Genomic DNA, 16,979 nt, shown 5'->3' with positions numbered 1-16,979 from the left:
GGATGCCTGTGTATTTTTAGCGGGATTATAATATGGTGTTTATTGTGCTGTCATGTTTATCGTTTGGCATAGGCCATCAGGATAGTATTTTTATTATGATTTTTAGTGTAGTGATTGAATCATTTCTAATGCGTTTCTGATTCATGAATAATGAGTTGCTGCTTCAAATATCATAATTATTGATTATTGCCCGTAAGTTTATATTGCTTTTTTCATTTATCAGGCTCCATTAATTCATCAAAGAAATTATCGCCGTTAACAATATTATCAGAATGAATATCACATTGTGCACATTGAATCTTGGCTTTCAGTAACTGAATTTTTATTTCTTCGACTTTTTCATCGTCGTCAATCGAAAAGATGGTGTCTGGTTTTTCGTGGTGATTCATTTGTTTGGGTTCCCGTTACACTTTGGCTTCATTTTCCAGGAGAGTAGGCCGGATAAGCGTAAGCGCCATCCGGCACCAAGTGAACCTGTAAGTACTGCTTGCAGGTTCAGCTGTACTTCACTGGAGAGTCGCCAACGTGCTCTCAATTCTTTTTAACTTCTGATTTGCTTCTTGCAGCTCATCCTGCAACCGTTGTTCCTGCTCGCCGTAGACCATCAGGACGATACAGCCGTTCATCACTTTTACGCTAATCTGTTGCCCGGTATCAAACCCCGCTTCGCGTAGCCACTTGCCGGAAAGAATAATTTTGGGTGTGGATTTGTCGAAAACATTCGGGCGATATCCCACAATTACCGAACGCTCGGTTCCAGATTGGTCGGTGTCTGGGGTAGAATGCGAATCAGCCATAATCAACTCCTTGATAGTTGGTGAGGTTAGCTCTCGTCGGGTACTGCGAATACCGGGCGAGGGCGTTTATAAATCAGGTCGTTAGGTGTAAAGGTACGTACCTGATTGGTGATATCTTGCGCTTGTAGGTACGTACATGTCAACGGCTAAACGCGACCCAAATCAGTCCAAATCCGGAAAGGCTCCAACTTTTCAGATTCGTATCACACCTGAGTTAAAGGCGCAGTTCGAGGCTGCTGCAAAAGCAGAAGGGATGAGTTTAGGGAATTGGCTCAAGACCTTGGGGAGAAGAGAACTGGCAAGATTGGGTATTGAGCCGCAGGATAAGTAAAGAATTGATTAATTTTCCTGTCTATTCGGAATATTTATGATTTCCATTTTTAAGGCATTCTCCCCAGAGAAAATCGCAGCTAAACCCTTCCTAATTTTTGACTGATCGTTTTCTATTGCTCCGTGGGCCACAGGAGAATAGATGGCTGTTTGTAATTGCACTCGCTCAAAGTCATAGCCAATATCTTTTGCGATTTCTGACAATAGGTCTAAGAAAAGATTATTACTTGTTTGGTTCCATATGGCACCTAAAATATTATCCTTATCAGGGTAAGATGTATTCAAATGTGCAAAATATAACTTCCATGAGGATAATATATTACCTTCAGAAGCACTTCTTTTGGCTTTTCCTTTTTTAATTTTCCCGTAAAATGCTAAGTCGATCATGTTTAGTGCACGAACATGTTCACTTGACAGCCTGGCGCTCTGAGATCTAGTAGCCATAAGATGTTTGAATATGTCAATTTTTAATGATTTCTTCTGGGAATATCTTTCTATAAATTTTTGTGTCTGAATGGCTAATAATGGGCTAATTACAGTAGCAGCAATAGCCATAATTGTAAGAGCAGTGCTCATATTAGATCCTCGCTATGAAAACATTTGGGCGAGGATCATAAAGGAATTTGTGTGCTGAAAAGATATGGCAAATGACTGGGATAAGGTAAGAATTTTGGCGGAAGATCACAGGAGTCGAACCTGCCCGGGAACGCTGGCGCCCCCAACTGGATTTGAAGTCCAGCCACCTCACCGGAGATGACGATCTTCCGCGCCTCGATTGCTACATGGAGGCGGGGCGCATTATAGCTACTTCCTGGGGTTTCCACACCCCCTCACTCACTTTTTTAACTTCCCTTTTGTCTTGCCATGATCGGTTTCATATAAATCCTCAATAAATCCGGTAGTTACATTTCATCACATTTTTCGACGCAACTCTGATCACAGAAAACAAGAATCGTAATTTGATAACGAGATATCGGAATACCCGCGCTCACAGGGATGGTTTACAAGAACTGTAACCGGTATCAGTGCGTGTGAAAGTGCTAACAAGGATGCGTAATGAAAAGTGAGATTTTGTCCGTTAAAGAGAAGATTGGCTACGGAATGGGCGATGCGGCGAGCCACATTATCTTCGATAACGTCATGTTATATATGATGTTCTTCTATACCGATATTTTTGGTATTCCGGCCGGATTTGTCGGCACCATGTTCCTGCTGGCCCGCGCGCTGGATGCTATCTCAGACCCTTGCATGGGACTGCTCGCCGACCGCACCCGGTCGCGCTGGGGGAAATTTCGCCCGTGGGTACTGTTTGGCGCACTGCCGTTTGGTCTGGTTTGTGTGCTTGCCTACAGCACGCCGGACCTCAGCCTGCACGGCAAAATGATTTATGCCGCAATCACCTACACGCTGCTGACCCTGCTTTATACCGTGGTGAATATTCCCTATTGTGCGCTGGGCGGCGTCATCACCAATGACCCCACGCAGCGCATCTCCCTGCAGTCATGGCGCTTTGTGCTGGCGACGGCGGGCGGCATGCTCTCCACCGTGCTGATGATGCCGCTGGTGAATCTGCTTGGCGGTGAAGATAAGGCGCTGGGTTTCCAGGGTGGGATTGCCGTGCTCTCGGTGGTGGCATTCCTGATGCTGGCATTCTGCTTCTTTACCACCAAAGAACGCGTGGAAGCGCCGCCGAGCAGCACCTCAATGCGTGAAGACCTGCGCGACATCTGGCAGAACGACCAATGGCGCATCGTCGGCCTGCTGACCATCCTCAATATCCTGGCCGTCTGCGTTCGCGGCGGGGCGATGATGTATTACGTCACCTGGATCCTGGGTATGCCAGAATTGTTTGTCGCCTTCCTTACCACCTATTGCGTCGGCAACCTGATCGGCTCTGCGCTGGCAAAACCGCTGACCGACTGGAAATGCAAAGTCAGCGTCTTCTGGTGGACCAACGCCGCGCTGGCGGCCGTCAGTCTGGCGATGTTCTTCGTACCGATGCACGCCAACATTACCATGTTCGTCTTCATCTTCGTGATTGGCGTACTGCATCAGCTCGTGACGCCAATTCAGTGGGTAATGATGTCCGACACCGTGGATTACGGCGAGTGGTGCAACGGAAAACGTCTGACGGGGATCAGCTTTGCGGGCACGTTGTTCGTGCTCAAGCTGGGCCTGGCGCTCGGCGGGGCGCTGATCGGCTGGATGCTGGCAGGTGGGGGCTACGACGCCGCAGCGAAAACCCAGAACAGCGCCACCATTAGCATCATCATCGCGCTGTTCACCATAGTCCCGGCTATTTGCTACCTGCTGAGTGCCGTGATCGCCAAACGCTTCTACACCCTGAAAACCCCGTATCTGACTGAAATCATGAGCCAACTGGCGCAGGGCGCGCGCCGCAATCAGCAAGATTTCACGACGAAAGAATTACAGAACTAAGGAACCGATGATGAAAATTAGCGATGGAAACTGGCTGATTCAGCCCGGTCTGAACGTGATTAACCCGATTCAGGTGTTCGAGGTTGAACAGCAGGGCAATGAGATGATTGTCTACGTTGCGCCGCGCGACGTGCGTGAACGTACCTGGCAACTGGATACCCCATTGTTTATCCTGCGCTTCTTCTCGCCGCAGGAAGGCGTGGTCGGTGTGCGTATGGAGCACTTCCAGGGGGCGCTGGATACCGGTCCGCATTACCCGCTCAATGTGCTGCAGGATGTGAAGGTGGAGATGCGCAACACCGCTGAGATTGCCGAACTGAAGAGCGGTAACCTGAGCGTGCGCGTAACCAAAGGTGAGTTCTGGTCACTGGATTTCCTGCGTAACGGCGAACGTATTACCGGCAGCCAGCTGAAAAATAACGGCTACGTGCAGGACACCAACAGCGGGAAAAACTATATGTTTGAGCGCCTGGATCTCGGCGTTGGTGAAACGGTGTACGGTCTGGGCGAGCGCTTTACCGCGCTGGTGCGTAACGGGCAAACGGTGGAAACCTGGAACCGTGACGGCGGCACCAGCACCGAGCAATCTTACAAGAACATCCCATTCTATATCACCAACCGCGGTTACGGCGTACTGGTGAACCATCCGCAGTGCGTGTCGTTTGAAATCGGCTCTGAGAAAGTGTCGAAAGTGCAGTTCAGCGTGGAAAGCGAGTATCTGGAATATTTCGTCATCGACGGCCCAACGCCGAAGGACGTGTTGAACCGTTATACCCAGTTCACTGGCCGTCCCGCGCTGCCGCCCGCCTGGTCGTTCGGCCTGTGGCTGACCACGTCGTTCACCACCAATTATGACGAAGCGACGGTCAACAGCTTTATCGACGGCATGGCCGAGCGCAATCTGCCGCTACACGTTTTTCACTTTGACTGCTTCTGGATGAAAGCCTTCCAGTGGTGTGACTTTGAGTGGGATCCGCTGACCTTCCCGGACCCGGAAGGCATGATCCGCCGCCTGAAAGAAAAAGGGCTGAAGGTCTGCGTGTGGATTAACCCGTATATTGGCCAGAAATCACCGATTTTCAACGAGCTGAAAGAGAAAGGCTATCTGCTCAAGCGGCCGGATGGTTCCCTGTGGCAATGGGATAAATGGCAGCCGGGCCTGGCGATTTATGACTTCACTAATCCGCAGGCCTGTGAGTGGTATGCCAATAAGCTGAAAGGTCTGGTGGATATTGGCGTTGACTGCTTCAAAACCGACTTTGGCGAACGTATACCCACGGATGTGCAGTGGTTCGACGGTTCTGATCCACAGAAAATGCATAACCATTATGCGTACATCTACAACGAACTGGTGTGGAACGTGCTGAAAGAGACTGTCGGTGAAGAAGAGGCGGTGCTGTTTGCCCGTTCAGCTTCGGTCGGCGCGCAGCAGTTTCCGGTGCATTGGGGCGGCGATTGCTATGCCAACTATGAATCGATGGCCGAAAGCCTGCGCGGCGGGTTGTCCATTGGTCTGTCCGGCTTTGGCTTCTGGAGTCACGATATTGGCGGCTTTGAGAATACCGCCCCGGCGCACGTCTACAAGCGCTGGTGTGCGTTCGGGCTGCTCTCCAGCCATAGTCGTCTGCACGGTAGCAAATCCTACCGTGTACCGTGGGCGTACGATGACGAATCCTGCGATGTGGTGCGCTACTTCACAGAGCAGAAATGCCGCATGATGCCGTATCTGTATCGCGAAGCGGCGCGCGCCAATGAGCTAGGAACGCCGATGATGCGCGCAATGATGCTGGAGTTCCCGGACGATCCGGCATGTGATTATCTCGACCGCCAGTACATGCTGGGCGATAGCGTGATGGTGGCGCCGGTGTTTAGCGAGGCGGGTGATGTGCAGTTTTACCTGCCAGAAGGACGCTGGACGCATCTGTGGCGTAACGACGAGGTGTCTGGTAGCCGCTGGCATAAACAGCAGCACGACTTCCTGAGCCTGCCAGTCTACGTGCGTGAAAACACCCTGCTGGCGCTAGGCAGCAATAACCAGAAGCCGGACTACGCCTGGCATGAAGGAACCGCGTTCCAGCTGTTCCATCTGCAGGAGGGCCGGGAAGCGGTGTGTGAAGTGCCTGCGATGGACGGCTCGGTTATCTTCACGCTGAAGGCGACGCGTGTAGGTAATACCATCACTGTGAAAGGGAACGGTGAGGCACGTAACTGGACGCTGTGCCTGCGAAATATTCAGGAAATTGGCGGCATTAAATGCGGGTCGCATATGGGCAGCGAGCTGGGTGTAGTTATTACTCCACAGGGCAGTGAGCTGACGATTACCTTGTAAGTATGTGTCGACGTGGTGCCGGATGCGTTTTATCCGGCCCACGCTGCGAGCAGCATTCCAGATCTGAAAATCCAAAACATCCTGAATTAAATTTTTATCTCTGCATATTTGCGAGCGGTATCACTCTGATTCCCGCGAAAAATGTGATCTGCGCCGTAAATATCTCACTATTTCCTCTTTTTGTCTTATTTCTGTCCGGATTACTGGACACGATTTAGTATTGTTGACGCATCGTAGTCCTCTTATATTTATCATCACGGATTACACGTGGAGCATAAGCGCTTCTTTAGCTATTTAATCTGGTGTGTGATAAGGGTAAATAATGCAAATGATTACCTCGCGACAAAACAGATTATTAAAGTTTCTTCTGTCTAAGAAGGAATATGTCACGCTGCTGAAAATTGCCGAGTATTTATCTGTTTCAGAGAAAACTGTGCAGCGCGATCTGCGCTTACTGGAACCATGGTTATCAGAATGGAAAATAACCATCGATAAACGTGCTGGTGCTGGGGTGATATTAAGTTCCGATAATATTACCGACCTTTTATATATGGATCAGTTATTAGGATCGGAAGGTGATGATACTGACGGCATGATGAATAATTCACGGCGAGTCAAGATAGCCTCACAGTTATTAAGCGAAACGCCGCATGAAACGTCGATCAGTAAATTATCCGAACGTTATTTCATTAGTAGCGCATCGATTGTTAACGATCTGAAAGTAATTGAATCCTGGATTACCCCACTGGGCCTGTCGTTGATTCGCAGTCAGAGCGGCACGCATATCGAAGGCAGCGAGAGCGGTGTACGCCAGGCGATGGCGTCACTGATTAACGGCGTGATTAACCATAATGAACCTGGTAACGTGGTTTATTCACGCCTTGACCCGGGCAGTTATAAAGCCTTAGTGCATTACTTTGGTGAAGAAGATGTTTTATTTGTCCAGACGTTATTGCAGGAAATGGAGAACGACCTGTGCTGGTCTCTGGGCGAGCCTTATTACGTCAATATCTTTACCCATATTTTGATCATGATGTACCGCATCACGCGGGGCAATGCGCTGCCGAGAAAAGATGAAAATATCACCTCATGTGACGAGAATATTTTTTCCATTGCCAGCCGGATGATTCAGCATATTGAAAAACGCATTGCCCACCCGCTGCCGGAAGACGAAGTCTGGTTTATTTATCAATACATTATCTCTTCCGGCGTGGTAATTGAAGAGCATAACGACGTGAGCGTGATTGGCCATATGCACTCCAGCGACGAAGCGCGTTTGATTACCCATCGGTTGATTGCCTCCTTTGCCGAGATGGTCGACAGCGATCTTAGCCAGGACACGGCGCTTTATGACGGATTGCTGATCCACATTAAGCCGCTGATTAACCGCCTGAACTACCAGATCCGCATTCGCAATCCATTGCTGGAGGATATTAAAGGCGAGTTGCAGGACGTGTGGCGTCTGACCCAGTGCGCGGTGAATCGGGTGTTTAGCAGCTGGGGCGAGCGGGCCGTGTCGGAAGATGAGGTGGGATATTTAACCGTGCATTTTCAAGCCGCAATGGAGCGGCAGATAGCGCGTAAGCGCGTGCTGCTGGTCTGCTCAACCGGTATTGGCACCTCTCACTTACTCAAAAGCCGTATTCTGCGCGCCTTTCCGGACTGGACTATCGTCGGCGTGGTATCGGCAGGCAGCCTGCCCTCCGTACTGACTGACGATATTGAACTGGTGGTATCGACGATAAATTTACCTGCCGTTGCTATGCCGGTCGTGTATGTCACCGCCTTTTTCAATGATGCAGATATTAAGCGGGTAACAGAAACGGTTATTACGGAAAAATTACATCGGGCGACGTCGCTGGTCGTCGAAAATTAATGTCTGAACTCCATGAGGTATGATTGATGGACATCACGAAAATACTCAATACAAATCGCGTTATTTTGGACATGAAGGCCACAAGCAAAACGGAGGCTATTGAGGAACTGACGGATATTCTCCAAAAAGATGGGGCAATTAGCTGTCGGGAAACGTTTATTCAGGATGTCTGGCAGCGTGAATCAGAAGGCTCGACCGGCTTCGAAAATCATATTGCGATCCCGCACGGGAAATCCTCGGCGGTGGTCAATACCACGCTGGCAATTGGGCGTACCCGCCAGGATATTCCCTGGGAAACCCTGGATGGCAGCAACGTGCGCTGCATCATTCTGTTTGCCGTACGTCTTGAAGATCAAAACACTACACATATTCGTCTGCTTTCGCAGGTTGCCGGCGCGTTGGCGGATGACGACATTATTGAACAACTGTTAGTCGAAAGCAGTCCACAGAAAATTATTGAGCTTTTTAGCCAATATGCTGAATCCAATGTCTGCTAAATAAAAAGTGGAGCATGTTATGAATATTGTTTGTGTTGCCGCCTGTACGGCGGGTATTGCGCACACCTATATTGCCCGTGAGAAGCTAATTAAAGGTGCTAAAGCGCTTGGTCATAATATAAGAGTTGAAACCCAGGGAACTATCGGCACGGAGAACGAACTGCTGACAGAGGATATTTCTGCAGCTGATGTCGTAATTCTTGCTGTCGATGTCAAAATAAAAGGGGAGGAACGATTTTCAAATAAACGCATTGTGCGAGTGAAAACCGAAATCGTCATAAAATCGCCCATTCAGTTTCTTGAAAAGGTCGAAAAATCATTAGTTAATAATAACCAGTAGCGATCCTCATTCTGGAGGGATTTCACATGAGTGAAAATAAAATTCCGCTATCTCAGGAAATAAAAAGACATTTATTAACGGGGATTTCGTGGATGATCCCGTTAATTGTCGCCGCCGGGATCTGTATTGCTCTCGGGCAAATACTTGGCGGCACTAACGTGGGTGAAAAAACAGGAACCATACCCTGGATGCTCAACCAGATTGGCGGCTGGGGGATGGGGTTAATCGTACCGCTGATTAGTGCGGCGATTGCGTACTCCATTGCCGATCGTCCCGGATTTGCGCCGGGCCTGATTGTCGGCTTTGTTTGCGGCGAAATTCATACCGGTTTTATCGGCGGGATGCTGGGCGGGTTCCTGGTCGGTTATACCGTACTGCTACTTAAGCGCTATATCCGTTTGCCACAGTCGATGCAGGGGCTGATGCCCATCATGGTGTTGCCGGTACTGAGTACCGTCATTGGCGGCCTGTTGATGATGACGCTGATTGGCAAGCCGATAGCCTGGCTGCAGGACGCGTTGATTCATCTGCTGGAGTCCATGCAGGGCGGATCCCGCTTTCTGATGGGCGCTATCCTCGGTGCGATGGCGACATTCGACTTCGGCGGACCGGTGAATAAAACCATGTCGCTGTTTGCTGACGGCATGCTGGTCAGCGGTGTGTACGGTCCGGAAGCGGTGAAGTTTGTTGGTTCGATGATCCCTCCGTTCGGCATTACGCTCTCTTTCCTGCTGACGCGTCACAAATACACCCGTGCGGAGCGCGAGGCGCTGAAAGCGGCATTCCCGATGGGGATCTGCATGATTACCGAAGGGGTCATTCCGATTGCAGCGCGTGACCTGTTGCGCGTGGTGGGCTCCTGCGTGGTGGCCTCGGCGATTGCGGGCGGCCTGATTATGGTGTGGGGTGTCGAAAGCCCGGTACCGCACGGCGGCATGTTTGTGGTTCCGCTCTTTACGCATCCGCTGCTGTTTTGCCTGGCGCTGGGGATCGGCACAGTGATTTGCGGTGTCATGTTGTCGCTGTGGAAGAAACCGGTGACCGAGCGTGACGAAGAGTTTGATGAACTCAGCGATCAAAAATTGAAAGACGAAGAGATCACCTTCACCCTGGAATAACCGGAGGCCGTATGTTTGCCGATATGAAAAGCATGGTGACGAAAGCCTGGCGTGAGCAGTACGCGCTGCTGGCCATTAACTGCATGAACCTGGAAAGCGCCCGCGCGGCGGTTCGGGTGGCAGAGAAACACCGTGCGCCCATCATCCTGAATCTGTATCAGGGGCATCTGGAGCATTTTCCGGCCCCGATAGCCGCTGCGGTCGTCAAAACGCTGGCAGAGGAAGCCTCAGTACCGGTCGCGATGGCGCTGGATCATGGAAAGGATCCTGTACGCATTCGTCAGGCTTTTCGCGCCGGATTCAGCGGGTTAATGATCGACGCCTCCGCCTTTGCGCTGGAGGAGAACATTCGCCAGACCCGTGCAGTGGTCGAGCTCGCAGCCAGCGTTTCTCTGTGCGTGGAAGGTGAGCTGGGTCATCTGGCCGATGCTCCGCGCTATGACCATGTGACTAACGTGGATTTGATGACTCAGGCCGCCGACGTGGAACCCTTTATCCAACAGACCGGGATCGATTTGCTGGCGGTGTCGGTGGGTACGGCACACGGCATGTACGCGCCGGGTATCACACCTGCTATTGATTTCCTGCGGCTGGAGGAAATAGCCCGGTTATCAACGGTACCTCTGGCACTGCATGGCGGCAGCGGGACGCCGTTTGATCAGCTACAGCGTTGCCCGACGTTTGGTGTCGCCAAGATAAACGTTGGTGCGGCGGTTTTCGAAGCCGGAAAGGCTGCGCTACTGCATACCCTGTGTCGTGACACATCCGGTGAACTCGTTGATGCCCTGGCCCTGATGGAACAGGCCTGCGAGGAAGCCATTATTCCGTACCTGCAGGCCAGCGGCGCTATCGGCAAAGCCTGATTCATTTTCTGTAACGCCTTCTATGCCTCTGCGATGACGCACTGGCAGGGCTTTCTACACCCTGAAACTGGAGAATTAACATGTTAGTTTCGATGAAAGAATTACTACAACCTACTCGTCAGCACGGTTTTGCTATCGGCGCATTCAACGTGGCGGACAGCTGCTTTGTACGTGCAGTAGTGGAGGAAGCGGAAGCGACCAATACCCCGGCGATTATCTCTATTCACCCCAGTGAACATGATTTTGTCGGCGATGCGTTTTTTAGCTATGTCCGCGATATCACTCTGCGCAGCCCGGTTCCCTTTACTCTGCATCTGGACCATGGCGCTTCAGTTGAGCATGTGCTGCGGGCGATTCAGTGTGGGTTTACCTCGGTGATGATTGATGGCTCGCTGCTGCCGTATGAAGAGAACGTGGCGCTGACCCGCGAAGTGGTCAAGCTGGCGCATGCGGTAGGTGTTTCTGTGGAAGGGGAGTTGGGTACGATTGGTCAGACCGGGACGTCAGTGGAAGGCGGCGTGTCGAAGGTTACTTATACCGATCCTGCTCAGGCAGAGGATTTTATCGCCCGAACCGGTGCAGACACGCTGGCGGTGGCGATTGGAACCGCGCACGGGATCTACCCGAAAGGGATGCAGCCAGAGCTGCAAATGAACATCCTGCGCGACATCGCCGGGCGTGTGGATATTCCGCTGGTGCTGCACGGTGGTTCCGCGAACCCGGATGCGGAAATTGCCGAATCCGTGACGCTGGGTGTTGGCAAAATCAACATTTCCAGCGATATGAAATACGCCTACTTCCAGAAAGTCCGCGAAATCCTGGCGAAAGAAACCTGGTGGGACCCGAACGTAATCTACCCAGAAGCCATTAGCGCCGCGCGGGACGTGATCCGCCACAAAATGAAATTGTTCGGTTCAACCGGCAAAGCATCACTTTACTAACGGCATGCAGGCGGGGCGACCCGCCTCTTTCGCAACAAGGAAAAGTGGAATGAAGCGTTCACATATTAATTATGCCGTCGATAAAGCGCATGCCATCGCCGAGACTTTTCGGGTCTGTCTGCCTGATTTTGCGTATTTTACGATCGATGCCTGGCGGCAACAGGATCAAACTCTGTGGCGTGAAGTGCGCGCTCTCCAGTTGGGCTGGGACGTTACTGACTTCGGACGCGGAGATTTTGCGCAAACGGGGCTGACGTTACTGACGTTGCGCAATGGTCTGATGGGGTCAGCGGATTACCCCAAACCGTACGCCGAAAAGATGCTGCAAATTCAGCAGGATCAGCAAACGCCATGGCATTTTCATCGCCATAAAATGGAAGATATCGTGAATCGCGGCGGCGGTGACTTATGTATGCAGCTGGCATGGGCCACGCCTGATGATGGGTATGACGCACGGCGTATTGTTGAAGTTAGCGTCGATGGTCAGCGGCGTACCGTTGACGCTGGCGAGACGCTGGTATTGAAACCGGGACAGGGGGTGTGCCTGCCGCCGCGCTTGTATCATCGCTTTTGGGCGGAGAAGGCGTTCGTGCTGGGCTGGGAAATCTCGATGGTCAATGACGACCAGCATGACAACCACTTTCTGGAACCTGGCGGTCGCTTCCCGGCGATTGAAGAGGATGAGCCGGTGAAGTGGCTGTTGTGCAGTGAATATATTCGTTTATGAGCGTGAGTAGGCCCGGTAAGCGAAGCGCCACCGGGCAATAAATTATTGCGCAGGTGGTGGTGCTGTGACTTCACTCCCTGAAACCACACCCGCCTGCATGGTCTGCGTGACCTGCTGTTTCTCCACGTTCACCGCATGCAGTTGGCCGCTGACCGTTGGCTTGAGCGGCGCATCGGCCTGAATATTGCCGCTGGCGGTAAGCTGAATATTACCATCGCCGGAAAGCGGCAGTGCGGGCCAGCCCCACTGCTGCAGGATCGTCATTGGCACGCCGCGTCCGTTCAGGCTGATCTGAGCCTGACGCTGAGGCAACTGCGAAATGCTGGCGGTGGCCTCCAGCAGCCCTTTTTCCGTATAGGCGCTCAGTTCGCTGATATTGATGGTGCTGTTGTTCGCCGTCAGCGCCAGCGAAGGACGACGTACATCCGTGCGGTTAAAGGTAGCAGCAGCGGCGTTGAGGGTGGCGCTCCCGCTCCAGATCCCCCACTGATTGTTCTGTACCAGCCCGAGGTTAGCGCCGTAACCGTCAAGCGCGGTGAGCTGCCACGGGAAACTCGGGTCGATATCAATTACCAGATTGCGGCTGGCGCTGAATTTCTTCAGCGTCAGGCTGTTTAACCATGTTGGCAGAGGTTTCATCCACTGCTGCTTCCAGTTTTCCGGCAGCGTGTATTCCAGACCGACAATAGCGGCATCATCGAGGACCATCGCTTTGTTGCTGCGTAGCCAGTTTCCGGATGTTCTGACCATACCGCCTTCCCAGCGGGTGGTGAACTGGCGCAGCGCAATGCCCTGTGGTGAGAACTCGGCGTTCAGAATCGGATCGAAGAAGTGCAGAGAGCCGTAGATAAACTCGCTGGCGTTCATCGACAATTTTCCTTCCTGAGTTTGCCAGTCGTCCTTGCTGAAGGTCATGTTGCGCAAGCTCAGATCGAGATCCGTCACCGCCCAGTCAGGGCCTTGCAGACGGGCATCCGTTACTTCCAGACGACCAATTTGCAGGGAAGGAATGGTGCTTAACGGGGCAAAAAAGTCGGCCAGCGATTTGTCGCTTTGCAGCCGGATATCGTTCAGGCGCAGATTCTCCACTACCCAGCTCCCGTCGGCATTGCGTTGCGCTACGCCGGTTAATGCTCCACGCGCCACGTCTGCGCCAATATTGCTAAGCGTCACCCGGTCATGGTCAATGCTGCCTTCAATCAAGACGTTGGTGGTCGGGACATCGTTGAGCGTCAACGAACTGGCGCTGAGCTGAATTTGCGCTTTGCTGCCGAGAATTTTACCTGCTTCAGGGCTCCAGGGAATGACGCCGCCGTTAACGCGCTGGGCGCTGAGGTTCCACTCGCTACCGGGGCTGTTAAGCGCCATATCCTGCAATTGCAGGCGATCGGCCTGAAACGGTAACGGCGCGGTTTGCTGGGAAAGATTCAGCGTGCCGTTTTGCAACAAAATGGTGTCTACGTGCAGCGGGTCGGTGATTTGGCGGCTACTGAGTCCAATATCGACCGTTTTGGCGACCAGCGTGGCGGGCTGACCATCCCGGCCAAAGGTGACGTTTTCCAGCAGAATATGGGAAGGGGAAGAAAACCGGTGATCGATGGCATCAAAGGCCAGATGGTAGCTGCTGTTCTGTGAAACCCAGGCACTGACGTGCTCTGCGCCCCAGCGGGTTTGCAGTAGAAAATAAAGGCCGAGGATCGCCACTGCAAGGGCGATCAGCACGTAAAGAAGCAGCTTTCCAATAAATTTCATGGTCTTCCATCCCGCGAAGTGCACATAGTCAAGTTATGCACGATTTAGACGCAATGCTCAAGGCGGGAATGGTGAAAGAGCGTTACAGCGGCGTTGATTCAGAATCAACGCCGCATTTTGCTTATTGCTTCTCTGGCGGGAACACCAGGTTCAGAACGATAGCGGTAATACCGCCTGCGGCAATGCCGGAAGAGAGCAGGTTTTTCACCCAGTCCGGGGCGAACTGCAGGATCAACGGCTGCTGGGAGACGCCCAGGCCGACGGCCAGCGACAACGCGATAATCAGAATCGCGCGGCGGTTCAGTGGCTCGCGGGACACAATACGCACGCCGGATGCGGCGATAGTACCGAACATTACCAGCGTTGCCCCGCCCAGTACTGGCTCAGGAATATGCTGTACAAAACCGCTAACCGCCGGGAACAGGCCCAGCGCGATCAACATCAACGCCACCACAAAACCGACGTAGCGGCTGGCAACGCCCGTTAACTGAATAACCCCGTTGTTCTGCCCAAAACAGGAGTTCGGGAAGGTGTTGAACACAGCGGAAACAAACGAGTTCAGGCCGTTCGCCAGCACGCCGCCTTTCAGGCGTTTCATATACAGCGGACCAGAAACCGGCTGCTCGGAGACATCAGAGGTGGCCGTAATATCGCCGATGGTTTCCAGTGAGGTGATCATAAAGACCAGCATCAGCGGCAGCAGTAAACTCCAGTCGATACCCAGGCCATAATACAGCGGCGTTGGCACCATTAGCAGGTCCTGACTTACCGGTGCGGTATTTTGCGGCAGCATGTCCATAAACCAGGCCAGCAGATAGCCTGCCGCCATCGCAATCACCAATGACGCAACACGCAGGTAAGGGTTGCGTTGACGGTTAAGAAGGATGATTAGCGCCAGTACCACGCCTGCCAACAGTAAATTCTTCGGTGCACCAAAGGTGTTGTCGCTCATTGCGGCATAGCCACCACCAATCGATGTCAGACCCACCTGAATCAGCGACAGGCCGATAATCATCACTACCACGCCTGAGACCAATGGGGTAATGATCCGCCGCGCCAAATGCAGTACGCGTGAGATAACCATCTCGGTGCAGCTGGCCAGCATCAACGTACCGAACAGCGCCGCCATCATGGTTGGGACATCTGCGCCACCGGTTTTTAGCGCCGTACCGCCCATAATCAGTGGCGCAACAAAGTTAAAGCTGGTGCCCTGAATGGATAGCAGCCCTGAGCCTACCGGCCCCCAGGCTTTGATCTGAATGATAGAAGCTACGCCGGAGGCGAACAGCGACATACTGATAATGTGTTGAGTATCCTGAGCCGGTAAACCAAGCGCCTGGCAAATTAACAGAGCGGGAGTAATTACCGCGACGAACATGGCCAGCAGATGCTGACAGGCGGCAAACAAGGTCTGGGCTAACGGGGGGCGATCTTCAAGACGGTAAATCAGTTCACTGTTGTGAGTCTGCGCAACCGGTTGCGCATTTGTTGACTCTACGGCGTTAACGGACATCAGAGGCAATCCCATGGTGGAAAAGCGGTGATTTTATCTGACCAGGGCAGAAAAGCAAACGTTTGCTAGCAGGTATTCTTAATATTTAAAACGGATAAACAAACATTTTTATATAACTTTTCATCATTTTCTGCTTAAAATCCACCCCGAAAACTCAATAAGAGCTAAAAATCGGTCTGGAATGCATCGTGCGTGATTGTGCTAAACGCACTAATGGAGCTGTAAATGTTTTATCTCGATACGTTATCAACGCTGGTTGCGGCAACCCTTGTGTTGCTGCTGGGACGTAAGCTCGTCCAGTCTGTTTCCTTCCTGAAAAAATACACCATTCCCGAACCCGTAGCGGGCGGCCTGCTGGTGGCGATTGCGCTGCTGGTGCTGAAAAAAAGCATGGGTTGGGAAGTTAACTTCGATATGACCCTGCGCGATCCGTTGATGCTGGCCTTCTTCGCCACTATCGGTCTGAACGCCAATATCGCAAGTTTGCGTGCTGGCGGCCGCGTGGTGGGTATTTTTCTGATTGTGGTTGTTGGCCTGTTGCTGATGCAAAACGCCATCGGTATTGGTATGGCGACCTTGCTGGGTCTGGACCCGCTGATGGGCCTGATTGCTGGCTCGATCACCCTCTCTGGTGGACACGGAACCGGGGCCGCATGGAGCAAGCTGTTTATTGAACGTTACGGCTTCACCAATGCGACTGAAGTGGCGATGGCTTGCGCAACGTTTGGTCTGGTATTGGGTGGGCTGATTGGCGGCCCGGTGGCACGCTATCTGGTCAAACACTCCACCACGCCAGACGGTATGCCGGACGATCAGGCTGTTCCGACCGCATTTGAAAAGCCGGACGTCGGACGCATGATCACCTCACTGGTGCTGATTGAAACCATCGCGCTGATCGCTATCTGTCTGACGGTGGGGAAAATCGTTGCGCAAATGCTGGTTGGAACGGTACTGGAACTGCCGACCTTCGTTTGCGTGCTGTTTGTTGGGGTGATCCTCAGCAATGGTCTGGCGCTACTGGGCTTCTACCGGGTGTTCGAACGTGCGGTTTCTGTGCTGGGTAACGTTAGTCTGTCACTGTTCCTGGCGATGGCGCTGATGAGCCTGAAGCTATGGGAACTGGCTTCTCTGGCCTTGCCGATGCTGGCAATCCTGGTTGTGCAGACCATTTTCATGGCGCTGTATGCGATATTCGTTACCTGGCGCATGATGGGTAAGAACTACGATGCCGCTGTGCTGGCTGCTGGACACTGCGGTTTTGGCCTCGGCGCGACGCCGACGGCGATTGCCAACATGCAGGCGATTACCGAACGCTTTGGGCCATCCCATATGGCGTTTCTGGTGGTGCCGATGGTGGGGGCATTCTTTATCGATATCGTCAACGCGCTGGTGATTAAGCTGTATCTGCTGTTACCGATTTTTGCGCAATAACGGCTGTGCGGCGGGGTAACATCCGC

General features: G+C 52.4%; 16 protein-coding genes and 1 tRNA gene. 11 read left to right on the top strand and 6 right to left on the bottom strand.

Annotated elements, in window-relative coordinates; translation table 11 throughout:
- Positions 1-212 precede the first annotated feature (212 nt).
- Positions 213-389, bottom strand: coding sequence for a hypothetical protein (locus C2U41_RS21985; protein WP_044700470.1), 177 nt, complete (start codon positions 387-389; stop codon positions 213-215).
- 117 nt (positions 390-506) lie between these two features.
- Positions 507-797 carry a SymE family type I addiction module toxin gene (locus tag C2U41_RS21980; RefSeq protein ID WP_044700468.1) on the bottom strand — a complete coding sequence of 97 codons (291 nt, stop codon included), beginning with the start codon at positions 795-797 and terminating at the stop codon, positions 507-509.
- A 136-nt stretch (positions 798-933) separates the two neighbouring features.
- Here C2U41_RS21980 and C2U41_RS21975 point away from each other — a divergent pair, with 136 nt between their 5' ends.
- Positions 934-1,128 (top strand): toxin-antitoxin system HicB family antitoxin, encoded by a 195-nt coding sequence (locus C2U41_RS21975; protein WP_044700466.1) that lies wholly within the window; start codon positions 934-936, stop codon positions 1,126-1,128.
- A gap of 8 nt (positions 1,129-1,136) precedes the next feature.
- Here C2U41_RS21975 and C2U41_RS21970 read toward each other — a convergent pair whose 3' ends face one another.
- Together C2U41_RS21970 and C2U41_RS21965 are read right to left on the bottom strand one after the other, a co-directional pair.
- Positions 1,137-1,703 carry a DUF6680 family protein gene (locus tag C2U41_RS21970; protein ID WP_044700465.1) on the bottom strand — a complete coding sequence of 189 codons (567 nt, stop codon included), beginning with the start codon at positions 1,701-1,703 and terminating at the stop codon, positions 1,137-1,139.
- Positions 1,704-1,798: 95 nt separating this feature from the next.
- A tRNA-Sec gene (locus tag C2U41_RS21965) sits at positions 1,799-1,893 on the bottom strand.
- Between the two features lie 290 nt (positions 1,894-2,183).
- Here C2U41_RS21965 and C2U41_RS21960 point away from each other — a divergent pair.
- The 9 genes from C2U41_RS21960 to C2U41_RS21920 all read left to right on the top strand — a co-directional run bounded on the left by C2U41_RS21960 (position 2,184) and on the right by C2U41_RS21920 (position 12,257).
- A complete protein-coding gene (locus C2U41_RS21960; protein ID WP_103848216.1) occupies positions 2,184-3,566 on the top strand; it encodes a glycoside-pentoside-hexuronide family transporter in 1,383 nt (460 codons plus the stop codon).
- A 10-nt stretch (positions 3,567-3,576) separates the two neighbouring features.
- Positions 3,577-5,895 (top strand): alpha-xylosidase, encoded by a 2,319-nt coding sequence (yicI, locus tag C2U41_RS21955; RefSeq protein ID WP_103848217.1) that lies wholly within the window; start codon positions 3,577-3,579, stop codon positions 5,893-5,895.
- Positions 5,896-6,217: 322 nt separating this feature from the next.
- Positions 6,218-7,771, top strand: a complete 1,554-nt coding sequence (locus C2U41_RS21950; RefSeq protein WP_003844519.1) for a BglG family transcription antiterminator — start codon at positions 6,218-6,220, stop codon at positions 7,769-7,771.
- A 26-nt stretch (positions 7,772-7,797) separates the two neighbouring features.
- Positions 7,798-8,268: a PTS sugar transporter subunit IIA gene (locus C2U41_RS21945; protein ID WP_008786490.1), complete on the top strand. Its 471-nt coding sequence runs from the start codon at positions 7,798-7,800 to the stop codon at positions 8,266-8,268.
- A gap of 19 nt (positions 8,269-8,287) precedes the next feature.
- Entirely contained in the window at positions 8,288-8,608 is a 321-nt protein-coding gene (locus C2U41_RS21940; protein ID WP_003844521.1) for a PTS fructose transporter subunit IIB, read from the top strand.
- 26 nt (positions 8,609-8,634) lie between these two features.
- Positions 8,635-9,726, top strand: coding sequence for a PTS fructose transporter subunit IIC (locus tag C2U41_RS21935; protein WP_003837581.1), 1,092 nt, complete (start codon positions 8,635-8,637; stop codon positions 9,724-9,726).
- Between the two features lie 11 nt (positions 9,727-9,737).
- Complete coding sequence (locus C2U41_RS21930; protein ID WP_103848218.1) at positions 9,738-10,589, top strand: class II fructose-bisphosphate aldolase; 852 nt, start codon at positions 9,738-9,740, stop codon at positions 10,587-10,589.
- A gap of 80 nt (positions 10,590-10,669) precedes the next feature.
- Positions 10,670-11,530 carry a ketose-bisphosphate aldolase gene (locus tag C2U41_RS21925; RefSeq protein WP_003024018.1) on the top strand — a complete coding sequence of 287 codons (861 nt, stop codon included), beginning with the start codon at positions 10,670-10,672 and terminating at the stop codon, positions 11,528-11,530.
- Between the two features lie 49 nt (positions 11,531-11,579).
- On the top strand, positions 11,580-12,257 hold the full coding sequence (locus C2U41_RS21920; protein ID WP_003844523.1) for a D-lyxose/D-mannose family sugar isomerase: 678 nt from the start codon (positions 11,580-11,582) through the stop codon (positions 12,255-12,257).
- A gap of 42 nt (positions 12,258-12,299) precedes the next feature.
- Here the strand turns inward: C2U41_RS21920 and C2U41_RS21915 are convergent, their stop codons facing one another.
- Positions 12,300-14,009 (bottom strand): AsmA family protein, encoded by a 1,710-nt coding sequence (locus C2U41_RS21915; protein WP_048217049.1) that lies wholly within the window; start codon positions 14,007-14,009, stop codon positions 12,300-12,302.
- 121 nt (positions 14,010-14,130) lie between these two features.
- A complete protein-coding gene (gene xanP, locus C2U41_RS21910; protein WP_003024026.1) occupies positions 14,131-15,522 on the bottom strand; it encodes a xanthine/proton symporter XanP in 1,392 nt (463 codons plus the stop codon).
- A 225-nt stretch (positions 15,523-15,747) separates the two neighbouring features.
- Here xanP and gltS point away from each other — a divergent pair, with 225 nt between their 5' ends.
- A complete protein-coding gene (gene gltS / locus C2U41_RS21905) occupies positions 15,748-16,953 on the top strand; it encodes a sodium/glutamate symporter (RefSeq protein WP_003024029.1) in 1,206 nt (401 codons plus the stop codon).
- Positions 16,954-16,979: the final 26 nt, after the last annotated feature.

Source organism: Citrobacter freundii complex sp. CFNIH4, assembly GCF_002934505.1.
GTDB classification, from domain to species: Bacteria; Pseudomonadota; Gammaproteobacteria; order Enterobacterales; family Enterobacteriaceae; genus Citrobacter; species Citrobacter freundii.
The sequence above is the reverse complement of the archived record's forward strand: the minus strand, read 5'-3'. Positions and strand labels throughout refer to the sequence as shown.

Excerpts from the sequence above, each read along its gene's own strand:
- C2U41_RS21985 (WP_044700470.1), bottom strand. The coding sequence starts at position 389 with ATGAATCACCACGAAAAACCAGACACCATCTTTTCGATTGACGACGAT.
- C2U41_RS21980 (WP_044700468.1), bottom strand. The coding sequence starts at position 797 with ATGGCTGATTCGCATTCTACCCCAGACACCGACCAATCTGGAACCGAG.
- C2U41_RS21975 (WP_044700466.1), top strand. The coding sequence starts at position 934 with ATGTCAACGGCTAAACGCGACCCAAATCAGTCCAAATCCGGAAAGGCT.
- C2U41_RS21970 (WP_044700465.1), bottom strand. The coding sequence starts at position 1,703 with ATGAGCACTGCTCTTACAATTATGGCTATTGCTGCTACTGTAATTAGC.
- C2U41_RS21960 (WP_103848216.1), top strand. The coding sequence starts at position 2,184 with ATGAAAAGTGAGATTTTGTCCGTTAAAGAGAAGATTGGCTACGGAATG.
- yicI (WP_103848217.1), top strand. The coding sequence starts at position 3,577 with ATGAAAATTAGCGATGGAAACTGGCTGATTCAGCCCGGTCTGAACGTG.
- C2U41_RS21950 (WP_003844519.1), top strand. The coding sequence starts at position 6,218 with ATGCAAATGATTACCTCGCGACAAAACAGATTATTAAAGTTTCTTCTG.
- C2U41_RS21945 (WP_008786490.1), top strand. The coding sequence starts at position 7,798 with ATGGACATCACGAAAATACTCAATACAAATCGCGTTATTTTGGACATG.
- C2U41_RS21940 (WP_003844521.1), top strand. The coding sequence starts at position 8,288 with ATGAATATTGTTTGTGTTGCCGCCTGTACGGCGGGTATTGCGCACACC.
- C2U41_RS21935 (WP_003837581.1), top strand. The coding sequence starts at position 8,635 with ATGAGTGAAAATAAAATTCCGCTATCTCAGGAAATAAAAAGACATTTA.
- C2U41_RS21930 (WP_103848218.1), top strand. The coding sequence starts at position 9,738 with ATGTTTGCCGATATGAAAAGCATGGTGACGAAAGCCTGGCGTGAGCAG.
- C2U41_RS21925 (WP_003024018.1), top strand. The coding sequence starts at position 10,670 with ATGTTAGTTTCGATGAAAGAATTACTACAACCTACTCGTCAGCACGGT.
- C2U41_RS21920 (WP_003844523.1), top strand. The coding sequence starts at position 11,580 with ATGAAGCGTTCACATATTAATTATGCCGTCGATAAAGCGCATGCCATC.
- C2U41_RS21915 (WP_048217049.1), bottom strand. The coding sequence starts at position 14,009 with ATGAAATTTATTGGAAAGCTGCTTCTTTACGTGCTGATCGCCCTTGCA.
- xanP (WP_003024026.1), bottom strand. The coding sequence starts at position 15,522 with ATGTCCGTTAACGCCGTAGAGTCAACAAATGCGCAACCGGTTGCGCAG.
- gltS (WP_003024029.1), top strand. The coding sequence starts at position 15,748 with ATGTTTTATCTCGATACGTTATCAACGCTGGTTGCGGCAACCCTTGTG.